The sequence below is a fragment of the Pseudomonas sp. BO3-4 genome, from assembly GCF_034044115.1.
GTDB classification, from domain to species: Bacteria; Pseudomonadota; Gammaproteobacteria; order Pseudomonadales; family Pseudomonadaceae; genus Aquipseudomonas; species Aquipseudomonas alloputida.
In genome coordinates this window covers 1,047,352-1,068,505 of the sequence record NZ_CP139018.1, presented here as the reverse complement: position 1 = coordinate 1,068,505, position 21,154 = coordinate 1,047,352, and the positions used below count along the sequence as shown (strand labels likewise).

The following is a 21,154-nucleotide window of genomic DNA, read 5'->3' as shown; positions in this document are numbered from 1 at the left end:
GGCAGGTGCAAGACCTGCCTCTTTATGCACGGGCAACAAAGGAGAAGCTGTATGCAAGTCAATATCAGTGGACAGCATGTAGAAGTCACCCAGCCACTGCGCGATTACGTGCTTGAAAAGCTCGCCCGCGTGGAGAGTCACTTCGACAAGATCACCAACGTGCAGGTAATCATGAAAGTCGAGAAGCTTCAGCAGAAGGTCGAGGCGACCCTGCAGATTCCCGGCGGCGAAGTGGTAGCCAACGCCGAACACGAAGACATGTATGCAGCGATCGACGCCTTGGCCGACAAGCTCGACCGCCAACTGAAAAAACACAAGGAAAAACAGCAAAGCCTGCTGCAAGGTGCAGCTGCCCGCTGATCCCCCTCATCCATGATCCGACTTGAAACCATCCTGACCCCCGGCCGTTCCCTCGTGAACGTGCCGGGCGGCAGCAAGAAGCGCGCCCTGGAAAAGGTCGCCACTGTCATCGCCGACCAAGTGCCAGAACTGGAGATGCAGGACGTCTTCGAAAAACTGGTAGCCCGGGAAAAGCTCGGTTCTACCGGTTTTGGCAATGGCATCGCCATCCCGCACTGCCGGCTTGAAGGATGCTCTGCGCCAGTCAGCGCCCTGCTGCACCTGGAAGCGCCTATCGATTACGACGCCATCGATGGCGCGCCGGTGGACCTGCTGTTTGTGCTGCTGGTGCCCGAAGCGGCCACCGATGCCCACCTTGAACTTCTGCGTCAGATCGCCAGCATGCTCGATCGCAAGGAGGTCCGTGATCGACTGCGTGCGGCCACCAGCAACGAGGCCCTGTTCCAGGTTGTCCTGGACGTACAGAACGAGCACTGAACATGCGCCTGATCATCGTCAGCGGCCGGTCCGGCTCCGGCAAGAGCACCGCCCTCGATGTCCTGGAAGACAGCGGTTTCTATTGCATCGACAATCTGCCAGCCGGGCTATTGCCGCAGTTGGCGGAAAATGCACTGATCAACACCGAATTGCTGCAGCCCAAGGTGGCGGTTTCGATCGACGCACGCAACCTGCCCAGCCACCTGATGCGTTTTCCCGAGCTGCTTGAAGAAGCCCGCGCACGGCACATCCAGTGCGACGTGTTGTACCTGGATGCCGATGAAGAGGTCCTTCTCAAGCGTTTCTCGGAAACCCGCAGGCGGCACCCCCTGACCAACGCCAACCGCTCGCTCGCGGAAGCGATCCGCGTGGAAAGCGATTTGTTGGGCCCCATTGCCGACCTGGCCGACCTGAAGATCGACACCACCAACCTGAACCTGTACCAGTTGCGTGACTCGATCAAACTGCGCCTGCTCAACCAACCCGAGCCTGGCACAGCGTTTCTGGTCGAGTCGTTCGGGTTCAAACGGGGCATGCCGGTCGACGCCGACCTGGTTTTTGACGTGCGCTGCCTGCCCAACCCCTACTGGAAACCAGAACTGCGTGAGCACTCAGGTCTCGATCAACCCGTGATCGACTACCTGGCCGCACAACCGGATGTCGAAGACATGTACAACGACATCTCCAGCTACCTGCTCAAATGGTTGCCCCGCTTCGCTGCCAGCAACCGCGCCTACGTAACCATTGCCATCGGCTGCACTGGCGGCCATCACCGTTCGGTGTACATCACCGAGCGCCTTGGTCAACAGCTGCAGCAAACCCTGAAAAACGTCCAGGTCCGTCATCGCGACCTCTAGCCCAAGGATCCACCCCTGATGCCCGCCCGCGAAATCACCATCATCAACAAGCTGGGTCTGCATGCCCGGGCAGCAGCCAAGTTCGTCGGTGTGGCCGGCCGCTTCCCCTGCCAGGTACGGGTGGGTCGCGCCCCGGACAAGCTGGTGGATGGCAAGAGCATCATGGCGGTGATGATGCTGGCCGCAGGCAAAGGCACCCAGGTGCACCTGCATACCGAGGGTGAGCAGGACAACGACGCCATGGATGCACTGGTCGAACTGATCAACAATTTCTTTGACGAAGGCGAATAGGCCTCGCAAACCTGCGCTTGCACAAGATCAGGACATCGCGGTATCCATCACCATCATCAGACAGAAGCCTGTACACAGCCCAAGACTGGCCAGACGATGATGGCCGTTGCTGCGCGATTCGGGGATGATTTCCTGGGTGACCACCAGCAACATCGCCCCTGCTGCACAGGCCAGCCCCAGCGGCAGCAGCAGTTCGGCAACATTCACCAGCCAGGCACAGATCAACGCCGCCACCGGCTCGACCAAGCCTGAGGCTGCGCCGATCAGGAAGGCCTTGAAGCGCGGCATGCCCGCCCCTGCCAGCACCAGCGCGATCACCAGCCCCTCAGGCACATCCTGCAAGGCAATGCCCATGGCCAGGCTGTCGGCGTCAGCCATACCTCCCCCGGCCGACACACCAATGGCCATACCTTCGGGGATGTTGTGGGCAATGATGGCAATCACGAACAGCCAGATGCGCGCTGCAATCACCGGCTGGTTTGCTGTGCCCACCAACGCTTCAGGCGAAGCCCAGGATACCTTGAGGTCGACCAGGAACAGGCACAACGCCCCAAACATCAGGCCAAAACTGACCAGGCCACCTGCCCCCCAAGGGCTGAAGCCAATAGACTGAGCCGCCGCCAGGCCCGGCATGATCAGGGAAAACGCGGTGGCCGCCAGCATCACGCCAGCACCGAAGCCCAACAGCGTATCCGCCAGCGCCACAGGCATATTGCGAATGACCAGTACCGGTACTGCGCCCAGTGCCGTACCCAGCGCGCATAAAGCACCGCCCTCCAGGGCGCGCAGTATGCGCGGATCGAGGTCTAGCCAGGCGAGACCCCGAGCCACCAGTAACGCGGCGCCAGCCAGCAAAAGCAAAGTCCCAAGCGCCAGGCGGAACAGGCGCACACTGCTGACAGACATCACCTCAGAGCGCATACCGGTCCGACTCACTTCAGGGCTTCAAGGTAACGACGTTCAACTTCCACCCAGTCAATGACGTTGTAGAAGGCACCGATGTATTCCGGACGACGGTTCTGGTACTTGAGGTAGTAAGCGTGCTCCCACACGTCCAGGCCCAGGATCGGCGCATTGCCGTGCATCAGCGGGCTGTCCTGGTTGCCGCTACTCTCCACCACCAACGTTTTTTGCGGCGTGACGCTGAGCCAGGCCCAACCGCTGCCGAAGCGGGTCAACGCGGCTTTGGTGAAAGCCTCCTTGAAAGCCTCGAAGCCGCCAAGTTGTGCTGTGACGGCTTGCGCCAGCTGGCCCACAGGCTCGCCACCGCCCTGAGGTGACATGACAGTCCAGAACAGGCTGTGGTTGGCGTGACCGCCACCGTGGTTGGTCACAGCGCCACGCAGGTTCTCCGGCAGTTGCTTGACGGCAGCGACCAGTTTTTCCACCGGCCATTCGGCCCACTCGGTACCTTCGAGGGCGGCATTGAGGCCGTTCACGTAGGTCTGGTGATGCTTGGTGTGGTGGATTTCCATTGTCTGGGCATCAATGTGGGGTTCCAGCGCATCGTAGGCGTATGGCAATGCAGGCAAGGTATGGGGCATGTCAGTGAATTCCGTAGGCATGGGTTCTGGGTGCCACATCCGGCTGGGCAGCGAGCTCGCTGGCACCAGCGCTGTGGCGGTTGAGCAAGCGCTCGGTACGCGGGTACTGGCCATACTCGGCAATGAAACTCAGCAGCTCGGTGTAAGTGCGCGCACTGTGGCGCAAGGCGGCATCACGCAGTGCCTGAGGCAGGCGCGCTTCCTGGCAGGCCTGCAGCAGTCGCTGATGAGCAGCGCACAGGTAGTCGGCGCTTTCATGCGGCTGGTCAAGGCGCAGGTGCAGGTCAGCCAGGTTGTGGTGGGCGATGACGAATGCAGCCACCGCTTCATCCACGTCATGCCAGCGCTCGAACAGCACCTGGGCCAACGCCAAGGCTTGCAGGTAGTGTTCCCGGGCGTCCACCAGTTCGCCTTGTTCGAATAGGCGGTTGGCGGTTTCCGTGGTGCGTTTCCAGTGCTGCATGGTTGTCTCCTGGGCGGTGACGCAGTGTCAGATACCGCCGGCGGTGAGTTTTTCCGGGTCCAGCAGCGCTTCAAGCTGGTCGCGGGACAGGTCGGTGTGCTCCAGCGCCACATCGATGATTGGACGACCCTGCTTGTAGGCGGTCTTGGCGATTTCGGCGGCCTTGAGGTAGCCGATGATCGGATTCAACGCCGTGACCAGAATCGGGTTGCGCGCGAGCGCTTCCTTGAGTTTGTCTTCGTTGACCTTGAAGCTGGCGATGGCTTTGTCGGCCAGCAAGCGGCTGACATTGGCCATCAGCTCGATGCTTTCCAGCAGGTTGCGGGCGATTACCGGCAGCATCACGTTCAGCTCGAAGTTACCGGCTTGGCCTGCGACGGCGATGGTCGCGTCGTTGCCAATCACTTGGGCGGCGACCATGGCAGTGGCCTCCGGGATCACCGGGTTGACCTTGCCTGGCATGATCGAAGAGCCCGGCTGCAGAGCTTGCAGCTCGATTTCGCCCAGACCGGCCAGCGGGCCGGAGTTCATCCAGCGCAGATCGTTGGCGATTTTCATCAACGCCACCGCAGTGGTCTTGAGCTGGCCAGACAAAGCCACGGCAGTGTCCTGCGAGCCGATCAGTGCGAACAGGTTCTGGCCGGGCGTGAACTCGACCTTGGTTAGGCCGCTGAGCTGGCGAGCGAAACCGACAGCGAACTGCGGATGGGCGTTGATGCCGGTACCCACGGCGGTTCCGCCCTGGGCCAGCGCCTGCAAGTGCGGCAGCACACCTTCGATGTGCGCCTTGGCAGCATTGATCTGCGCAGCCCAGCCATCCAGCACCTGACTCATGCGCACGGGCATCGCGTCCATCAGGTGAGTACGACCGGTCTTCACGAATTGATGTACTTGTGCCGACTTGACCTCGATCACCTGTACCAGGTACGCCAGGGCTGGCAGCAACTGCTCGTGCAGGGCCAGCGCGGCGCTGACGTGGATGGTGGTCGGAATGATGTCATTGCTGCTCTGGCCACAGTTGACGTGGTCATTGGCGTTGACCGCCTCACCCAGTACATGGGTAGCCAAGGTGGCGATCACCTCATTGGCGTTCATGTTCGAACTGGTGCCAGAGCCTGTCTGGAACACATCCACCGGGAAGTGCTGGATGAAGTCCTCGGCCAGCAATTGCTCAACAGCCTTGACGATAGCCTGGCCCCGCCCGGCAGACAGTTGCTCCAGTTCGACGTTGGCCTTGGCCGCAGCGGCCTTGGCCAGCAACAAGGCACGAATGAACTGGGCCGGCATACGCTGGCCGCTGATCGGGAAGTTGTCGACCGCGCGCTGGGTCTGGGCGCCATAGAGGGCCTGGGCTGGCACCTGCAGCTCACCCATGCTGTCACGCTCGATACGGGTATCACTCATCATCAAATCCTTGCATCAGTTCATCGGGAGAAATCGAAGGCAGCAGACGGCAATTGGCCAGCTGCAGGGCGTAGGGTTGCCAGCGTTGGTTCTGTTCCTGGCGGTCGAGGTTGCGCAGGTCCAACAGAGGACGCCAGGCCTGGTCCAGGCACAGACAACGCCAATGCCAGGGGAGCATGCGATCGCAGGCGGTATCCAGCAGCAGGCGAAACGCTGTCAGCGCCACCGTCCATGGCGAGGTTTCGGTGCAGCACACCAGATAGCGGCCTTCGGCCAGGTAATGCTCGATCAGGCGCGGCTCGTCGGGGTCGAGCGCACAGCGAATGCGCCGGCTGAGCCAGCGCCAGTTTTCCAGGTAGGGCAGTTCGCGGAGGACGGATTTCATGAACATCATCGCCGGGTTACTGGATAATGATATTCATTATTAAGTGATAAATAGAATCACTTCAAGAAAAAGGTGATGAAATAAAAACCCGGCGCGGGGGCCGGGTCTTCGGATTTGCAGAGAAAGGTGTAGTGCTGTGTAGGCCTCTTCGCGGGTAAACCCGCTCCTACAGCGGCCGGTGTCCAACCCCGATGTGCGTCCACTACCGTGTAGGAGCGGGTTTACCCGCGAAAGGGCCGGCGCAGGCTAAAGATCAGCTACCAGCAACGGTCATCCGCTCGATCAGCACCGAGCCCGTATGAATGTTGCTACGGGTTTCAAGATCGCTGCCAATCGCGACAATCTGTTGGAACATGTCCTTCATGTTTCCGGCGATGGTAACTTCCTGTACGGCATGCTGAATCTCGCCATTCTCGACCCAGAACCCCGCCGCACCACGGGAATAGTCCCCCGTCACCATGTTCAAGCCATGCCCCATCAGTTCGGTCACCAGCAGCCCGCGCCCCATGCGGCGAATCAGCGCGGCCTGATCTTCGACACCGTGGCTGACGAACAGGTTGTGCACACCACCAGAATTGGCCGTACTCGGCAAACCCAGCTTGCGCCCCGAATAGGTACCCAGCAAGTACGACACCAGCTCGCCTTTGTCGACAAACGGTTTGGCATAGGTGGCCAGGCCATCACCGTCGAAGGCGGCGCTGCCCAACGCGCGCGGAATATGCGGGCGTTCGTCGAGGGTCAGCCAGGAAGGGAACAGGCGCTGGCCAATGGTACCCTCCAGGAACGACGACTTACGGTACAGGTTGCCGCCGGAAATGGCCGACAGGAAGCTGCCGAACAGGCCACCGGCCAATTCGGCCGAGAACAGCACCGGTACCTCGCAAGTCGGCACCGGTCGGGCGCCAAGGCGGCTAGCGGCACGCTGGGCAGCGCGCACGCCGATGCTGCTCGGGTCGGCCAGCAGGTTGCCCTGGCGGTTCACGTCGTACCAGTAGTCACGCTGCATCTGCCCGTCGCCTTCGGCAATCATCACGCAGCTCAGGCTGTGCCGGGTCGAGGCGTAACCACCGATGAATCCATGGCTGTTGCCATACACGCGGCAGCCTTGATGGGTATTGAGGGTGGTGCCATCGGCGTTGAGGATGCGCGGGTCGGCGTCGAACGCCGCCGCCTCGCAGGCCAGGGCCATTTCGATGGCCTTCTCGGGCTCGATATCCCAGTCGTGGTACAGGTCCAGATCCGGGATTTCACGCGCCATCAGCGCTGCGTCGGCCAAGCCCGAGCATTCATCCTCGGAGGTATGCCTGGCAATTGCCAACGCTGCGGCGACGGTCTCGCGAATCGCCTCCGGACCACTGGCCGAGGTGCTGGCCGAACCTTTGCGCTGGCCAACATAAAGGGTGATACCAAAGCCTTGGTCGCGGTTGAACTCGACCGTTTCGACCTCACGCTGGCGCACGGTGGTGGACAGCCCTTGCTCCAGCGACACCGCCACTTCGCAGGCACTGGCCCCCTGCCGACGCGCCTCGGCGATGATCGCCTCGACCTGTTCCTGCAATGCTGGCAGGTCTTTCGGACCTACGCTCTGGACTGCACTCATGGTTCTCTCCACTCAAATTCTGCGTACGGCTTGGGGTCATTCTACGACCGGGCCGGACAAGCGGCCCCCGACTGGTTATCATGGCGGCGATTTCTAGCGGACTGCCACCATGGTTGATTCAAACGACGACGCCTTCGACGGCGAAAAAAGCAAAACCCAGATCAAGCGCGAACTGCATGCGCTGGTCGAACTCGGCGAGCGGCTTACCACCCTCAAGGCCGATACCTTGGCGCGCCTGCCTTTGACCGACGAGCTGCGCAAGGCACTGGCCGAGGCCAGCAAGCACACTGCTCATGGCGCCCGTAAACGCCACATGTCGTTCGTCGGCAAGCTCATGCGCGTGCAAGACCTCGATGCCATCCACGCCTTGCTCGAACAGATGGACAGCTCGACTCGCCAGTACAACGAACGTTTCCACAGCCTGGAGCGCTGGCGTGACCGGTTGATCGACGGTAACGACGAAGACCTCGAGCGCTTCGTCAACGAGTACCCCGACACCGACCGCCAGCAGCTGCGCTCGCTGGTGCGCCATGCCCAGCACGAGAAGGCGCGGAACAAGCCGCCTGCCGCCGCGCGCAAGGTGTTCAAGTACATCCGCGACCTCGACGAGTTGCAGCGCGGGTTGCGCTGACGGACTGGGGCCTTGTGGGAGCGGGCGTGCCCGCTCCTACAATGGCTCCCGAAGCCATCAAGCCCCGGTACCGCCCACGGTAATCGCATCCAGTTTCAAGGTAGGCTGCCCCACCCCAACCGGCACCGACTGCCCGTCCTTGCCGCACGTCCCTACTCCGCTGTCCAGTGCCAGGTCGTTACCGACCATCGAAACCCGGCTCATCGCCTCGGGACCATTGCCGATCAGGGTTGCGCCCTTCACTGGCGCGGTAATCTTGCCGTCTTCGATCAGGTAGGCCTCACTGGTGGAGAACACGAACTTGCCGCTGGTGATATCCACCTGCCCACCACCGAGGTTGGCGCAGTAGATACCCTTCTTCACCGACGCAATAATCTCCTGTGGGTCGCTTTCGCCGGCTCGCATGTAGGTGTTGGTCATGCGTGGCATCGGCAGGTGCGCGTAGGATTCACGGCGGCCGTTGCCGGTCACAGCCATGCCCATCAGGCGCGCGTTCAGCTTGTCCTGCATGTACCCCTTGAGCACGCCATTCTCGATCAGCGTGGTGCATTCGGTCGGGGTGCCTTCGTCATCCACGCTCAGAGAACCACGGCGGCCTTCAAGGGTGCCATCGTCGACGATGGTGCACAGGCTCGACGCCACTTTCTCGCCAATGCGGCCACTGAACGCCGAACTGCCCTTGCGGTTGAAGTCGCCTTCCAGGCCATGGCCGACGGCCTCGTGCAACAGCACGCCCGACCAGCCCGAGCCCAACACTACCGGCAAGGTACCGGCCGGTGCCGGGATCGCTTCCAGATTCACCAGGGCCTGGCGCAAGGCCTCGCGGGCATAGCCCATCACCCGCTCTTCGGTGAAGTAGCGGTAATCGGTACGCCCGCCACCGCCCTGCCCACCGCGTTCACGACGGCCGTTCTGCTCGACGATGACGCTGACATTGAAGCGCACCAGCGGGCGTACGTCGGCAGCCAGGCTGCCATCGGCCGCAGCAATCAGAATGCGTTCCCAGACCCCGGCCATGCTCACGCTGACTTGCTGAATGCGCGGGTCCAGGGCACGGGTGGCGGCATCGACACGCTTAAGCAGCTCGACCTTTTCGGCACGGCTGAGCACGTCCAGCGGGTTGTCCGCGGTATACAGGGCGGCCACCTCCTGGCTGCGGAAGGCTTGCACCGTGCCGTTTTGCCCGGCACGGGAAATCGAACGGGCGGCACGGGCTGCCGAGGTCAGCGCTTCAAGGTTGATCGCGTTGCTGTAGGCGAAGCCGGTTTTTTCGCCTGACTGGGCACGCACGCCCACGCCCTGGTCGAGATTGAAGCTGCCCTCTTTGACGATACCGTCCTCCAGCGCCCAGGTTTCCGAGATCTGGCCCTGGAAATACAGGTCGGCGGCGTCGATGCCGGGGCCAGCCAACTCACCCAGCACGCTCTGCAGGCTGTCCAGGGTCAAGCCGCCTGGGGCCAGGAGCTGCTCACTGACGGTGGATAACATCTGGCTCATAGTCACTCCGAGGTATGCGCAGGTCGCAACGCGCCCTGCGAAAAAAAGCGCCGGTGCGATACCACCGGCATGCGCGCCCGAATGGACGCTTGTTCTTCAATGTCGCGCTCGGCAAGCAGTACCGCTTCACCTTGCGCCTGTTCTGCGAGAATGCGCCCCCAAGGGTCGACGATCGCCGCATGGCCATGGGTTTCCCGTGGGCCAGGATGGGCGCCGCCCTGTGCCGCAGCCAGCAGGTAACACTGGGTTTCGATGGCCCGGGCACGCACCAGCACCTCCCAATGTGCTGCGCCGGTCACTGCGGTAAAAGCTGCTGGCGCGGTGATCAGCTCCGCGCCGGCAGCGCGCAGCGCGCTGTACAGTTCGGGAAAGCGCAGGTCGTAACACACGCTCAGCCCCAGCCGCCCGACCGGCGTATCAGCCACCACCACCTGAGCACCCTGCGCGTAGTCATCCGACTCGCGGTAACGGCCCCGGTTGTCGGCCACATCCACATCAAACAAGTGCAGCTTGTCATACCTTGCCGCCACCTCGCCGTGTTCATCGACCAGCAGCGAGCACGCATGGGCCTTGGCATCGGGCTGGCCGAACGGTGGCAAGGGCAAAGTACCGGCAACAATCCATAACTTGAGGTCGCGGGCGGTGCGTTTCAACCACGGCAGAATGGGCCCTTCCCCCAAGGCTTCGGCACGGCCGATGGCAGCAGCGTCCTTGCGCCCCATGGCGGCAAAGTTTTCCGGCAGCACCGCCAACCGTGCGCCGCCCAATGCGGCCTGCTCCAACAGGGCACCGGCACGCTGCAGGTTGGTCTGCACGTCGTCCTGGCTGACCATCTGGATTACCGCTGCCTTCATGGGTACTCCTAGCGGGATTTCTCGAAAGGTTTCACAAAGGTGATTCTAGGCTCTTTCCACGGCCCTTCGACACGGTAGTGCACGCTGGCAAAGCGTGACACGCGGTCACCGATCAGCCGATCGACCAGGAACAGCGCACCGCCCACCGCCGGCGCGCCGACGATCAACGCCGCCAGCGGCAGGTTGTTGGTCACCGGCAGGCTCACCTGCAAGTCAGCATCGACCCGGTCGCTGACCATGTCCAGCGTGCCGTCGAGCTCGAAGTTGCTCGACGGGCCGGTCACGGTAATCGGTTCGCGGGTCACGTACACGCCACTGCTGGCCACCAGCAAGCCCTTGACCCGGTCATAGGCCAGGCCCTTGTCAAACAGGTCGGAAAAGTCCAGACGCAGGCGCCGGCCAATCGAGTTGAAGTTGAGCAGGCCGAACACCCGCAGCGCCTGTGCGCTGCCTTCGACCTCGACGAACTGGCCGGTGCGCAGTGCTGCATCCATGCTGCCCGAGAAGCGTTTCAGGCCCACCGCGGCCGGCGAACCCGGCCAGCGGCCATCCACATCCAGGCGGAAGTCGCGGCTGGTCACCGTCGGGGCAAAGCCCCAGGCGCTGAGCACATCCGCCAGGTTCTTGCCGTCAAGGCGCCCTTTGTACCAACTGCTGGTTTTGCCCGTTTCGCCCTCCCAGCCACCACCGCCATCGATGCGCAACCCCTTGAGGTCGAGGTCGATATCACTGGCTGTGACGCCACGTGGGGTCGGCCGCAGCTTGATCGCGGCGCTACCGTAAAGATCGTCACCGCGATAGAGCTTGTCGATGCTCAGGTCCAGTGCCGGGACTTTGCGCGGATCGAACGAGGCAAGCGGGTCGGGGCCGTCTTCAGCCTGCTGTTCAGCGGCGCTGGCGGCAGGCAGCCGCAAGGTCTGCATGCGCACGACCATGGGCGCGCCCTTGGCATCCGGTACGCGCGCATTACCGATGACTTCCTTGCTGTCGAGGCGCAAATCCCAGGCCGGGCCGCCCCGGGCCAGGCGTACCACGGCCTGGTTCAGGTCCATGCCAAAGGCTTTCAACTGGCCGATGCTCAGGTCGACGCTTTGCAGGTTCTGCCGCGCGCTGCCACCGGGGTCGTCCCCAGCCAGCCGGCCTGCCTGCTCTTGCCAAGGGGCCAGGTCCAGGGTCTCCAGGCGCCCGCGCACCCTCAGCCCCTGGCTGGAAGGTACCCGGGCGTCGCCTGTGCCCAGCACTAGCTCGCCACGGCCCTGAGTCAACGTTTCAGCCGGTGCAGCATAGGCAAAGCGGGCAAGGTCGGCGTAGGCAGCGTTGAATTGCCGCTCCGGGCCCTGAAGGCTCATGTTGAAACGGCTGTCACGGGTATCTGCTGCCGCTTTGCCGAACGGAGCCGGCAGGTCGATGGCCAGTCCCTTGAGGCTGGAAGTGACACTCAGGCGGTTGTCCCGGCTCCCCAGACTGAGCTGCAACTGATAGGGCAGTTCACCGGAGGCCGGCAAGGCCTGCTTGAACTGCAGCCAGTCAGTCAGTGTCTTGAGCGATACCTGGCCATTGGCATTGATGCGGGTCTGCATCTGCCCAGCCTGACCTTCAGCGGTTATTTGCGCCGTTACCGGCTTGCCGAAGGCCTGCAGGCTGATGCCTTTGCCACTCAGGCCCTTGTCGAAGTCGAAGCTGAAGTCGCCCTTCAGGCGGTTCAACTCCAGGCTTGGCGGGGCCACTTTCAGGCGCGCATCGTGGGTGGCGAAGTCCACCTGCACCTTTGGGCGCTGCCCATGGGCCAGCGGGATATCGAGCTTGACCTTGCCCTTCAGCGGCCCCTCACCTTCCCAGCCGGCGAAAATCTCCCCGGTGCCGATTGGCGCTTCCTTGAGAATCTTCAGGCCATCACCCAAGCTACCGTCGAAGTCGCCATCCAGGTAGAGGTGGCTGTGCTGGCCACCCTCGACATGCGGGATATCGACATTCACATCGCTGACCTTGGTGTCGAGCAGCACGCCCTGCTGGGCCTTGATGCGCACGCCACTGTCCTCGATGAACACATCACCATCGACGTGCTGCACCTGTGGCCAACCGGGCTGGAAGTCCAGCGCGGCGTCATGCACCTTGAAGAACAGGCTGATGCTGCGCGCTTGCGGCGCTGCGCCATGGTTCAGCGAGCCCTGATACTGGAAGTAGCCTTCATCCACAGCGCCTTTGACGATCGCGCTGCGCAGCCACTCGTCGAGGGCCGGGCTGAGCACCTCGGGCAGATACTTGGCAGTATAGCGGCCATCGCCTTCGGTCAGGCCGACGCGCAGGTCCATGTAGTCCTCGCGGCCTTCCTCGAACAACAGGCGAATCAGGAAGTCACCGGCGATCTTGCCCTCCTCGCCCAGCACCTTGAGGTAGGGCGCAATCAGGGTGAAACCGTCTTTGTCCAAGGTCCAGGTCAAGCGCGCATTCGCCTTCTGGTAATGCCAGGGCTTGGCGAAGATCGGGTACAGATGCAGCATGAACGCATCGGTATCCAGGCGCAGCTCGCCGTGGCCCAGGTCACCACTGATGCTGCCACTGACGTTACCGGCCGCCGGGGCGTTGTGATAAGCATCGAAGCCTACCTTCTCCAGGTTGGCTGCGAACTGCAGGCGCTGGTCACCCTCGGCCTTGGGCCTGGCCTCGAGGCGCACATTGCGCAACGCACCGGTCACCTTCAAGCCATCGACCACATCCTTGACCTTGTCCGGCAGGGGGGCCAGGGCATCGATCAGCGGAGTCAGCGGGGTGAGGTCGAGGCGGTCGGCCTGTAACTGCCAGCTTTCATCGGCTGCATTCTGGCCAGGGCGATGCTGCAACTGCAGGTGAGACTCCCAGCGGGCCTTGCCGAGGTCCATGGCCAACGAGTCGACGACCACATCGAAGCCTTGCTCCCGGCGCTGGAACCAGGCGCCCAAAGCCAGATTATTCAGGTTGGCAGCCTTGCGCCCGGCATAGGCCCCCTCCAGCCTGGGTGCATTGAGCCTTACGACGGCCCGTTGCAACTGCCCCTTGCCCCAGCCGATCCAGAACTCACCGCCCGCCCGCAGGGTGTCAGCATGCCACTGCCCCAACACCCTGGGCGGCAACCAATGTGCCCAGTCACTTTGCGGCAGGCTGACATAGGCTTCTACCTCGCCATCACGCCAAGCGTCGGCCGACATACGGCTGTTCAGGCTCAACGCCAGGGGTTGGCCGTCAGGCAGGGTCGCACGCAAATCCAAGGCCTGACGGGTGGCACCGGCCTGCAGGCCGGCACTCACATAAGTCAGGGTCAGCGGGTCGCGCTGCCAGGGGTGCAGAGTGACCAGACTGTCGAACACATCGATGCGCCCCAGCTGGCGCAGGCGCTGCAGCAAGTCGGCAGGGTCCAGCGGCGCGTCGTCCTTCTTCGGCAGGCCTTCCAGGCTCCAGGCGCCCTGCTCGTTTTCGCGAAGGATCAGTTGCAGCCCGCCCAGCTGGATGCGCGCCAGGCGCACTTCGCGGGCGGTGAGGCTGGCCCAGATGTCGGGCACCACCATGACGTCGTCCAGTCGGAGCGCCTTGGTGCCTTCGCCCAGTTGCAGGTCACGTACCCGCAGCACAGGGGCCAGTCCGCTCCAGTGCCCTTCCAGGGCACCGACATGCACGGGCAGGCCCAGCGCCTGCTCGGCCTTGCTTTCTACGTCAGCACGGTACTCGGCTACCAGCGGCACCAGTTCACGACCAAGGCTGACATACAGCGCCACCAATACTGCCAACAGGGCACATATGCCCAACCCCCAGCGGGTCAGAGCAACAAGAACGCGGTTCAGACGTCCCATGGCCATGGCCCTCCAAGTCGTTTATCCATGATGGCCCGTCGTGCCGGTTTTGCCAGCACGACGATGCAGTGGCGTGTTTCAGAAGGCCTCAGAGCAGCACCACGTCGTATTGTTCCTGCGAATACATCGACTCGACCTGGAAGCGAATGGTTCGACCGATGAAGGCTTCCAGTTCCGCCACGTTGCCTGACTCTTCATCCAGCAGGCGGTCGACCACCTTCTGGTTGGCCAGCACACGGTAGCCTTCAGCCTGATAGGCACGGGCCTCACGCAGGATCTCGCGGAATATTTCGTAACAGATGGTCTCGGGTGTTTTCAGCTTGCCGCGGCCCTGACAGGCCAGACACGGCTCGCAAAGCACCTGTTCCAGGCTTTCCCGCGTACGCTTGCGGGTCATCTGCACCAGGCCCAACTCGGTGATGCCGATGATGTTGGTCTTGGCGTGATCGCGCTCCAGCTGTTTTTCCAGGGTACGCAGTACCTGACGCTGGTGATCTTCGTCTTCCATGTCGATGAAGTCGATGATGATGATGCCGCCAATGTTGCGCAGGCGCAGTTGCCGGGCGATGGCGGTAGCGGCCTCGAGGTTGGTCTTGAAGATGGTTTCTTCGAGGTTGCGATGACCGACGAAAGCCCCGGTGTTGACGTCGATGGTGGTCATCGCTTCGGCCGGGTCGACCACCAGGTAACCGCCGGACTTCAACGGCACCTTGCGCTCCAGAGCCCGCTGGATCTCGTCTTCGACACCGTACAGGTCAAAGATTGGGCGCTCGCCGGGGTAATGTTCGAGGCGGTCGGCAATTTCCGGCATCAACTCGCCAACGAACTGCGTGGTCTTCTGGAAGGTTTCCCGCGAGTCGATGCGGATCTTCTCGATCTTCGGATTGACCAGGTCGCGCAGGGTACGCAGGGCCAGGCCAAGGTCTTCGTAAATGACCGTTGGCGCGCCGCAGGTCTTGATCTGGGTGCCGATCTGCTCCCACAGGCGGCGCAGGTAACGGATGTCCTGCAAGATCTCCTCGGCACGCGCGCCTTCGGCGGCGGTGCGCAAGATGAAGCCGCCGGCATCCTTGATGTTCTCGCTGTCCATGCAGTCGCTGACCACTTGCTTGAGGCGCTCACGCTCGGCCTCGTCCTCGATTTTCAGCGAAATACCAACATGACTGCTGCGTGGCATGTACACCAGGTAGCGCGACGGGATCGATAGCTGGGTGGTCAGGCGCGCCCCCTTGGTGCCGATCGGGTCCTTGGTCACCTGCACCACCAGGGCCTGGCCTTCATGTACCAGTGCGGTGATGTTCTCTACCGCCGAGCCTTCGCGCTGGGAGATTTCCGAGGCATGGATAAACGCTGCGCGCTCGAGGCCGATGTCGACGAAGGCCGCCTGCATGCCTGGCAGCACACGCACCACCTTGCCCTTGTAGATATTGCCGACGATGCCACGGCGCTGGGTGCGCTCGACATGCACTTCCTGCAGCACCCCGTTTTCAACCACCGCCACACGTGACTCCATCGGGGTGATGTTGATCAGGATCTCTTCACTCATGGCAGGCTCTCGTCAAAGGTTCTTTCTAATGATGGATGGCGTATGCACTGCTGGCTACTGCGGGTTTGTTACCTCTGGCGTATGCGCGAGCGATTGCCAGCAGGCGATGCCGAACTGGCCAAGCAAATCGGCCGTTTCACAGAGCGGCAAGCCGACCACCGCCGAATAGCTGCCGGAAAGACCGGTGACGAAGACCGCACCCAGCCCCTGGACGGCATAGCCGCCAGCCTTGTCAGCTGGCTCACCGCTGGCCCAATAGCGTTGCGCTTCATCGGTGCTGATGGCGCGAAAGCGCACTGTGCTGGTCACGCAAAAACTGTGCACACGCTGGCCATCGTCCAGGGCGACAGCGGTCAGCACCTGATGCTCGCGGCCTGACAGGTCAGCCAGCATGGCCAAGGCATCTTCACGGTTTTCCGGTTTGCCGAGAATACGACCATCGAGCACCACGGCAGTGTCTGCGCCGAGCACTACAGCCGGGCCGTCGACACGGGCCAGGCCGGCGGCGGCCTTTGCCCGGGCCAGGCGTTCGACGTAGGCAGGGGCGCTTTCGCTGGGTAGCGGAGATTCATCGATGGGGGCACTGATGACAATGAACGGCACGCCGATCTGCGTCAGCAGTTCACGACGACGGGGCGAGCCTGAAGCCAGGTATAGCGGGGTCATGCAGACATCTCCCTGTCAGTGGCGCGTTGCCGTCAGTTGATGTGCAAGCGTCGACGCAGGTCGCGCAAGGCAAAGCTGATCCACGGCCAGAGCAAGGCGCTGATCACCGCCGACCAGACCAGCGCCAGGGTGGGCAGGCGGTTGCCGGTCAGTGCACTGAGCCACAGCTGGATCAACTGGGCGATACCAAAGATCACCAAAATGACCAGGCTTTGCTGCCACATGGGGAACATGCGCAGACGCTGCTGCAGGGACAGCACCAAGAAGGTGATGAGGGTAAGGACCAGCGCATTCTGCCCCAGCAGCGTGCCATACAGCACGTCCTCGGCAAGGCCCAGCACGAATGCCGTGGTCATGCCGACCTTGTTCGGCACGGCAAGGGTCCAGAACGACACCAGCAAGGCCAGCCACATGGGCCGGAATACTTCCATGAACTGCGGCATGGGGGAAACACTGAGCAGCAGGCCGATGGCGAACGTAAGCCAGATGACCCAGCCGTTATTGCGGCGTGATGCAGCCATCATTGCCTCCGGGGTTGAGCGGGTGCGGCCGGCATGGCAGGTGCAGCAGACGGGGCTGCTGGCTGCGCGACCGGAGTGGCCGGTGCTGCCGGTGCTGCCGGTGTGACCGACGCGGCAGGCGTGCCAGCGGCGGGTGCGACCTGATCACGGGTAGCGGCCGGCTGGCCAGCGGGTGCAGCCCCCTTTCGGTCAGCCTCTTCCTGGGCAATGGCGGCATCGGTGGCACGCTGCTCCGGGCTACGCCGGTCACTGAACACCAGCAACATGTAGCGGCTGCGGTTAAGCGCGGCGGTGGGGATGGCACGGACGATGGCAAAGGGTTGGCCGGAATCGTGGATCACTTCGTTGACCGTGGCCACCGGGTAGCCGGCAGGAAAGCGCTGCCCCATGCCGGAACTGACCAGCAGGTCGCCTTCCTTGATGTCGGCCGTGTCGGCCACATGCCGCAACTCCAGGCGCTCCGGGTTGCCAGTGCCGCTGGCGATGGCTCGCAGACCGTTGCGGTTGACCTGCACCGGAATGCTGTGGGTAGTATCGGTCAGCAACAGCACCCGCGCGGTGTAGGGCATCAACTCTACGACCTGGCCCATCAGGCCGCGGGCATCGAGCACCGGTTGGCCCAGGAACACACCATCACGCTCACCCTTGTTGATCAGAATGCGGTGGGTAAACGGGTTGGGGTCGACACCGATCAGCTCGGCCACTTCAACCTTTTCGTTGACCAGCGCCGAAGAATTGAGCAGCTCGCGCAGCCGCACGTTCTGCTCGGTCAGGGCCGCCAGCTTCTGCAGGCGCCCCTGCAGCAGCAGGGCTTCGGTCTTGAGCTTCTCGTTTTCGGCAATCAGCTCGGTGCGGCTACCGAACTGGCCGGCCACACCTTGCCAGGCACGCTGTGGCAAATCGGTGATCCAGTACGACTCCATCAGCACCAGGCCCATCTGGCTGCGCACGGGTTTGAGCACGTCGAAGCGCGCGTCGACAACCATCAACGCGACCGACATCACCACCAGAACGAGCAGGCGAACGCCCAGCGAAGGGCCCTTGGAGAAAAGCGGTTTAATGGGCCGTTCCTCGTGGACGACTCAGGAGGTCATTGGACATGGAACAACGCACCAGCCTGGTTGCGGGTTGACGGATACGGCGCCCAAACGGGCGCCAGCCCAGCGCATACAGGTAGCACTGTACGTACTACCTGTAAACCGGGCGCTCGTGAACAGCGAGCGGGATCACTCGCTGGAGAGCAGGTCCATCGCGTGCTTGTCCATCATCTCCAGGGCGCGACCGCCGCCACGGGCGACGCAGGTCAGCGGGTCCTCGGCGACGATCACCGGCAGGCCGGTTTCCTGGGCCAGCAGTTTGTCGAGGTCACGCAGCAGCGCACCACCACCGGTCAGCACCAGGCCGCGCTCGGCGATGTCCGAGGCAAGCTCCGGCGGCGATTGCTCGAGGGCGCTCTTGACCGCCTGGACGATGGTCGCCAGCGATTCCTGCAGCGCTTCGAGCACTTCGTTGGAGTTCAGGGTGAAGGCACGCGGTACACCTTCGGCCAGGTTACGACCACGCACGTCGACTTCACGTACTTCGCCACCTGGGTAGGCAGTACCGATTTCCTGCTTGATACGTTCGGCGGTGGATTCGCCGATCAAGCTGCCGTAGTTGCGGCGCACGTAGGTCACGATGGCTTCGTCGAAGCGGTCACCGCCAACGCGGACGGACTCGGCATAGACCACGCCGTTCAGCGAGATCAGGGCGATTTCAGTGGTACCGCCACCGATATCGACGACCATCGAACCGCGGGCCTCTTCAACCGGCAGGCCGGCACCGATGGCAGCGGCCATTGGCTCTTCGATCAGGAACACTTCACGGGCACCCGCACCGAGGGCCGACTCGCGGATGGCGCGGCGCTCGACCTGGGTCGACTTGCACGGCACGCAGATCAGCACGCGCGGGCTCGGCTGCAGGAAGCTGTTCTCGTGAACCTTGTTGATAAAATATTGCAACATTTTTTCGCAGACGCTGAAGTCGGCAATGACGCCGTCCTTCATCGGACGAATGGCTGCAATGTTGCCAGGCGTACGGCCCAGCATGCGTTTGGCTTCGGTACCGACGGCGACAACGCTTTTCTGGTTGCCATGGGTACGGATGGCAACAACCGAGGGCTCATTCAGGACGATACCGCGCTCACGCACGTAAATAAGGGTGTTGGCAGTACCCAGGTCGATAGAAAGATCGCTGGAAAACATGCCACGCAGTTTCTTGAACATGGGAAAGTGACCCTGGGGAAAGCGTGGGTAAAAAAGTGCGGCAAACTCTAACAATGGCAGGGATTTTGGGCAAGGAGCCAATATGTTAAATTGGCTGTTTTTCCGAGCACGCCAGCAGAATTTCGCGGCCGTTAGACCGCCAGAAAGCTGACATGTTCCTCACCGCGGACCCAAATTCCGTTCTTTGTTTCCCTTGGAGATCCTCATGGCGCTTGAACGCTGCGACGTGGAAAAGATCGCCCATCTGGCCCGCCTGGGCCTGAATGATGGCGAACTGCCACGCATTACCGACGCCCTGAACAGCATTCTCGGCCTGGTCGACCAGATGCAAGCGGTCGATACCACTGGCATCGAGCCCCTGGCCCACCCGCTGGAGGCCAGCCAGCGCCTGCGTCCTGACCAAGTCACCGAAAGCAACCAGCGCGATGCCTACCAGGCCATCGCGCCGTCGACCGAAAGCGGTCTGTACCTGGTTCCCAAAGTCATCGAGTAAGGGATAGAGCCTGCCATGCATCAATTGACCCTGGCCGAGATCGCCCGCGGACTCGCCGACAAATCGTTTTCTTCCGAAGAGCTGACCGGCGCCCTGCTGGCGCGCATCAAACAGCTCGACCCGCAGATCAACAGCTTCATCAGCATCACCGACGACCTGGCCCTGGCTCAGGCGCGTGCCGCCGATGCCCGTCGCGCCGCTGGCGAAACCGGCGTGCTGCTGGGTGCACCGATCGCCCACAAAGACCTGTTCTGCACCAACGGCGTACGCACCAGCTGCGGCTCGAAGATGCTCGACAACTTCAAGGCGCCCTATGACGCCACCGTGGTCGCCAAGCTGGCCGAAGCCGGCATGGTCACCCTGGGCAAGACCAACATGGACGAGTTCGCCATGGGTTCGGCCAACGAATCCAGCCATTACGGCGCGGTGAAGAACCCGTGGAACCTCGAGCACGTTCCGGGCGGGTCGTCCGGTGGTTCGGCCGCTGCCGTGGCCGCGCGCCTGCTGCCCGCCACCACGGGCACCGACACCGGCGGCTCGATCCGCCAGCCAGCGGCACTGACCAACCTCACCGGCCTCAAGCCGACGTACGGTCGTGTGTCGCGCTGGGGCATGATCGCCTACGCCTCCAGCCTCGACCAGGGCGGCCCACTGGCCCGCACCGCCGAGGACTGCGCGCTGCTGCTGCAAGGTATGGCCGGTTTCGACGCCAAGGACTCCACCAGCATCGAAGAACCGGTGCCGGACTACAGCGCCAGCCTGAACGCTTCGCTGCAGGGCCTGCGCATCGGCCTGCCGAAAGAGTACTTCGGTGCCGGTCTAGACCCACGCATCGCCGACCTGGTCCAGGCCAGCGTCAAAGAGCTGGAAAAGCTCGGCGCAGTGATCAAGGAAATCAGCCTGCCGAACATGCAGCATGCCATTCCGGCCTACTACGTGATCGCTCCGGCTGAAGCCTCTTCCAACCTGTCGCGTTTCGACGGCGTACGCTTCGGCTACCGCTGTGAAGAGCCGAAAGACCTCACCGACCTGTACAAGCGCTCCCGCGGCGAAGGGTTCGGCGTTGAAGTACAGCGCCGCATCATGGTCGGTACCTACGCCCTGTCGGCCGGCTACTACGACGCCTATTACGTGAAGGCGCAGCAAATCCGCCGCCTGATCAAGAACGACTTCATGGCCGCCTTCAACGATGTCGACCTGATTCTCGGCCCGACCACGCCAAACCCGGCCTGGAAGCTTGGCGCCAAGAGCAGCGACCCGGTTGCCGCCTATCTCGAAGACGTCTACACCATCACCGCCAACCTGGCGGGCCTGCCTGGCCTGTCGATGCCAGCAGGCTTCGTCGACGGCCTGCCGGTCGGCGTGCAACTGCTGGCGCCGTACTTCCAGGAAGGCCGCCTGCTCAACGTCGCGCACCGCTACCAACAGGTGACCGACTGGCATACCCGCGCCCCCAACGGCTTCTGAGGAATTCACA

Annotated in this window: 21 protein-coding genes; 7 read left to right on the top strand and 14 right to left on the bottom strand. The window is 62.7% G+C overall.

The window, feature by feature from the left end:
- Positions 1-51: 51 nt before the first annotated feature.
- From hpf to REH59_RS04880, 4 genes are read left to right on the top strand one after another with little or no spacing between them, the layout of a single operon-like run.
- Positions 52-360 (top strand): ribosome hibernation-promoting factor, HPF/YfiA family, encoded by a 309-nt coding sequence (gene hpf, locus REH59_RS04895; RefSeq protein WP_003255135.1) that lies wholly within the window; start codon positions 52-54, stop codon positions 358-360.
- 12 nt (positions 361-372) lie between these two features.
- On the top strand, positions 373-837 hold the full coding sequence (gene ptsN, locus REH59_RS04890) for a PTS IIA-like nitrogen regulatory protein PtsN (RefSeq protein WP_003255137.1): 465 nt from the start codon (positions 373-375) through the stop codon (positions 835-837).
- Positions 838-839: 2 nt separating this feature from the next.
- A complete protein-coding gene (gene rapZ / locus REH59_RS04885) occupies positions 840-1,694 on the top strand; it encodes an RNase adapter RapZ (RefSeq protein ID WP_003255139.1) in 855 nt (284 codons plus the stop codon).
- Between the two features lie 18 nt (positions 1,695-1,712).
- Positions 1,713-1,985 (top strand): HPr family phosphocarrier protein, encoded by a 273-nt coding sequence (locus REH59_RS04880; RefSeq protein ID WP_003255140.1) that lies wholly within the window; start codon positions 1,713-1,715, stop codon positions 1,983-1,985.
- A gap of 27 nt (positions 1,986-2,012) precedes the next feature.
- Here the strand turns inward: REH59_RS04880 and REH59_RS04875 are convergent, their stop codons facing one another.
- The 6 genes from REH59_RS04875 to pmbA form a co-directional block, all read right to left on the bottom strand.
- Complete coding sequence (locus REH59_RS04875; protein WP_014861683.1) at positions 2,013-2,906, bottom strand: ZIP family metal transporter; 894 nt, start codon at positions 2,904-2,906, stop codon at positions 2,013-2,015.
- Positions 2,907-2,917: 11 nt separating this feature from the next.
- Positions 2,918-3,529, bottom strand: a complete 612-nt coding sequence (locus tag REH59_RS04870; RefSeq protein WP_003255144.1) for a superoxide dismutase — start codon at positions 3,527-3,529, stop codon at positions 2,918-2,920.
- A 1-nt stretch (position 3,530) separates the two neighbouring features.
- Positions 3,531-3,992, bottom strand: a complete 462-nt coding sequence (locus tag REH59_RS04865) for a hypothetical protein (protein ID WP_014755435.1) — start codon at positions 3,990-3,992, stop codon at positions 3,531-3,533.
- Between the two features lie 27 nt (positions 3,993-4,019).
- The gene (locus REH59_RS04860; protein WP_014861685.1) at positions 4,020-5,396 is read right to left on the bottom strand and encodes a class II fumarate hydratase; all 1,377 of its coding nucleotides are present in this window, start codon (positions 5,394-5,396) and stop codon (positions 4,020-4,022) included.
- Positions 5,389-5,790: a hypothetical protein gene (locus REH59_RS04855; RefSeq protein WP_012051310.1), complete on the bottom strand. Its 402-nt coding sequence runs from the start codon at positions 5,788-5,790 to the stop codon at positions 5,389-5,391. The genes REH59_RS04860 and REH59_RS04855 overlap by 8 nt, the downstream gene beginning before the upstream one ends.
- A gap of 244 nt (positions 5,791-6,034) precedes the next feature.
- A complete protein-coding gene (gene pmbA / locus REH59_RS04850; RefSeq protein WP_014861686.1) occupies positions 6,035-7,381 on the bottom strand; it encodes a metalloprotease PmbA in 1,347 nt (448 codons plus the stop codon).
- Positions 7,382-7,490: 109 nt separating this feature from the next.
- Here pmbA and yjgA point away from each other — a divergent pair, with 109 nt between their 5' ends.
- Complete coding sequence (gene yjgA / locus REH59_RS04845; protein WP_003255152.1) at positions 7,491-8,012, top strand: ribosome biogenesis factor YjgA; 522 nt, start codon at positions 7,491-7,493, stop codon at positions 8,010-8,012.
- Positions 8,013-8,069: 57 nt separating this feature from the next.
- Here yjgA and tldD read toward each other — a convergent pair whose 3' ends face one another.
- The 8 genes from tldD to mreB all read right to left on the bottom strand — a co-directional run bounded on the left by tldD (position 8,070) and on the right by mreB (position 19,184).
- Positions 8,070-9,509, bottom strand: coding sequence for a metalloprotease TldD (gene tldD, locus REH59_RS04840; RefSeq protein WP_003255154.1), 1,440 nt, complete (start codon positions 9,507-9,509; stop codon positions 8,070-8,072).
- Between the two features lie 2 nt (positions 9,510-9,511).
- Positions 9,512-10,363: a carbon-nitrogen hydrolase family protein gene (locus REH59_RS04835; RefSeq protein ID WP_012051308.1), complete on the bottom strand. Its 852-nt coding sequence runs from the start codon at positions 10,361-10,363 to the stop codon at positions 9,512-9,514.
- An 8-nt stretch (positions 10,364-10,371) separates the two neighbouring features.
- Entirely contained in the window at positions 10,372-14,193 is a 3,822-nt protein-coding gene (locus REH59_RS04830; RefSeq protein ID WP_014861687.1) for a YhdP family protein, read from the bottom strand.
- A gap of 82 nt (positions 14,194-14,275) precedes the next feature.
- Positions 14,276-15,733 (bottom strand): ribonuclease G, encoded by a 1,458-nt coding sequence (gene rng / locus REH59_RS04825; protein ID WP_003255158.1) that lies wholly within the window; start codon positions 15,731-15,733, stop codon positions 14,276-14,278.
- A 54-nt stretch (positions 15,734-15,787) separates the two neighbouring features.
- A complete protein-coding gene (locus REH59_RS04820) occupies positions 15,788-16,399 on the bottom strand; it encodes a Maf family protein (RefSeq protein ID WP_003255159.1) in 612 nt (203 codons plus the stop codon).
- A 32-nt stretch (positions 16,400-16,431) separates the two neighbouring features.
- On the bottom strand, positions 16,432-16,920 hold the full coding sequence (mreD, locus tag REH59_RS04815) for a rod shape-determining protein MreD (RefSeq protein WP_003255161.1): 489 nt from the start codon (positions 16,918-16,920) through the stop codon (positions 16,432-16,434).
- Positions 16,920-17,921 carry a rod shape-determining protein MreC gene (mreC, locus tag REH59_RS04810; protein WP_320450404.1) on the bottom strand — a complete coding sequence of 334 codons (1,002 nt, stop codon included), beginning with the start codon at positions 17,919-17,921 and terminating at the stop codon, positions 16,920-16,922. The genes mreD and mreC overlap by 1 nt, the downstream gene beginning before the upstream one ends.
- Before the next feature lie 225 nt (positions 17,922-18,146).
- A complete protein-coding gene (mreB, locus tag REH59_RS04805) occupies positions 18,147-19,184 on the bottom strand; it encodes a rod shape-determining protein MreB (RefSeq protein WP_003255163.1) in 1,038 nt (345 codons plus the stop codon).
- A gap of 205 nt (positions 19,185-19,389) precedes the next feature.
- On the opposite strand from mreB, the gene gatC reads away from it, so the two are divergent.
- Together gatC and gatA are read left to right on the top strand one after the other, a co-directional pair.
- The gene (gene gatC, locus REH59_RS04800) at positions 19,390-19,677 is read left to right on the top strand and encodes an Asp-tRNA(Asn)/Glu-tRNA(Gln) amidotransferase subunit GatC (protein WP_003255165.1); all 288 of its coding nucleotides are present in this window, start codon (positions 19,390-19,392) and stop codon (positions 19,675-19,677) included.
- Between the two features lie 15 nt (positions 19,678-19,692).
- The gene (gene gatA, locus REH59_RS04795) at positions 19,693-21,144 is read left to right on the top strand and encodes an Asp-tRNA(Asn)/Glu-tRNA(Gln) amidotransferase subunit GatA (protein ID WP_265536603.1); all 1,452 of its coding nucleotides are present in this window, start codon (positions 19,693-19,695) and stop codon (positions 21,142-21,144) included.
- Positions 21,145-21,154 lie beyond the last annotated feature (10 nt).

Bases quoted from the DNA above. Each gene is read 5' to 3' on its own strand.
- hpf (WP_003255135.1), top strand. From the start codon at position 52: ATGCAAGTCAATATCAGTGGACAGCATGTAGAAGTCACCCAGCCACTG.
- ptsN (WP_003255137.1), top strand. From the start codon at position 373: ATGATCCGACTTGAAACCATCCTGACCCCCGGCCGTTCCCTCGTGAAC.
- rapZ (WP_003255139.1), top strand. From the start codon at position 840: ATGCGCCTGATCATCGTCAGCGGCCGGTCCGGCTCCGGCAAGAGCACC.
- REH59_RS04880 (WP_003255140.1), top strand. From the start codon at position 1,713: ATGCCCGCCCGCGAAATCACCATCATCAACAAGCTGGGTCTGCATGCC.
- REH59_RS04875 (WP_014861683.1), bottom strand. From the start codon at position 2,906: ATGCGCTCTGAGGTGATGTCTGTCAGCAGTGTGCGCCTGTTCCGCCTG.
- REH59_RS04870 (WP_003255144.1), bottom strand. From the start codon at position 3,529: ATGCCCCATACCTTGCCTGCATTGCCATACGCCTACGATGCGCTGGAA.
- REH59_RS04865 (WP_014755435.1), bottom strand. From the start codon at position 3,992: ATGCAGCACTGGAAACGCACCACGGAAACCGCCAACCGCCTATTCGAA.
- REH59_RS04860 (WP_014861685.1), bottom strand. From the start codon at position 5,396: ATGAGTGATACCCGTATCGAGCGTGACAGCATGGGTGAGCTGCAGGTG.
- REH59_RS04855 (WP_012051310.1), bottom strand. From the start codon at position 5,790: ATGATGTTCATGAAATCCGTCCTCCGCGAACTGCCCTACCTGGAAAAC.
- pmbA (WP_014861686.1), bottom strand. From the start codon at position 7,381: ATGAGTGCAGTCCAGAGCGTAGGTCCGAAAGACCTGCCAGCATTGCAG.
- yjgA (WP_003255152.1), top strand. From the start codon at position 7,491: ATGGTTGATTCAAACGACGACGCCTTCGACGGCGAAAAAAGCAAAACC.
- tldD (WP_003255154.1), bottom strand. From the start codon at position 9,509: ATGAGCCAGATGTTATCCACCGTCAGTGAGCAGCTCCTGGCCCCAGGC.
- REH59_RS04835 (WP_012051308.1), bottom strand. From the start codon at position 10,363: ATGAAGGCAGCGGTAATCCAGATGGTCAGCCAGGACGACGTGCAGACC.
- REH59_RS04830 (WP_014861687.1), bottom strand. From the start codon at position 14,193: ATGGCCATGGGACGTCTGAACCGCGTTCTTGTTGCTCTGACCCGCTGG.
- rng (WP_003255158.1), bottom strand. From the start codon at position 15,733: ATGAGTGAAGAGATCCTGATCAACATCACCCCGATGGAGTCACGTGTG.
- REH59_RS04820 (WP_003255159.1), bottom strand. From the start codon at position 16,399: ATGACCCCGCTATACCTGGCTTCAGGCTCGCCCCGTCGTCGTGAACTG.
- mreD (WP_003255161.1), bottom strand. From the start codon at position 16,920: ATGGCTGCATCACGCCGCAATAACGGCTGGGTCATCTGGCTTACGTTC.
- mreC (WP_320450404.1), bottom strand. From the start codon at position 17,921: ATGTCGGTCGCGTTGATGGTTGTCGACGCGCGCTTCGACGTGCTCAAA.
- mreB (WP_003255163.1), bottom strand. From the start codon at position 19,184: ATGTTCAAGAAACTGCGTGGCATGTTTTCCAGCGATCTTTCTATCGAC.
- gatC (WP_003255165.1), top strand. From the start codon at position 19,390: ATGGCGCTTGAACGCTGCGACGTGGAAAAGATCGCCCATCTGGCCCGC.
- gatA (WP_265536603.1), top strand. From the start codon at position 19,693: ATGCATCAATTGACCCTGGCCGAGATCGCCCGCGGACTCGCCGACAAA.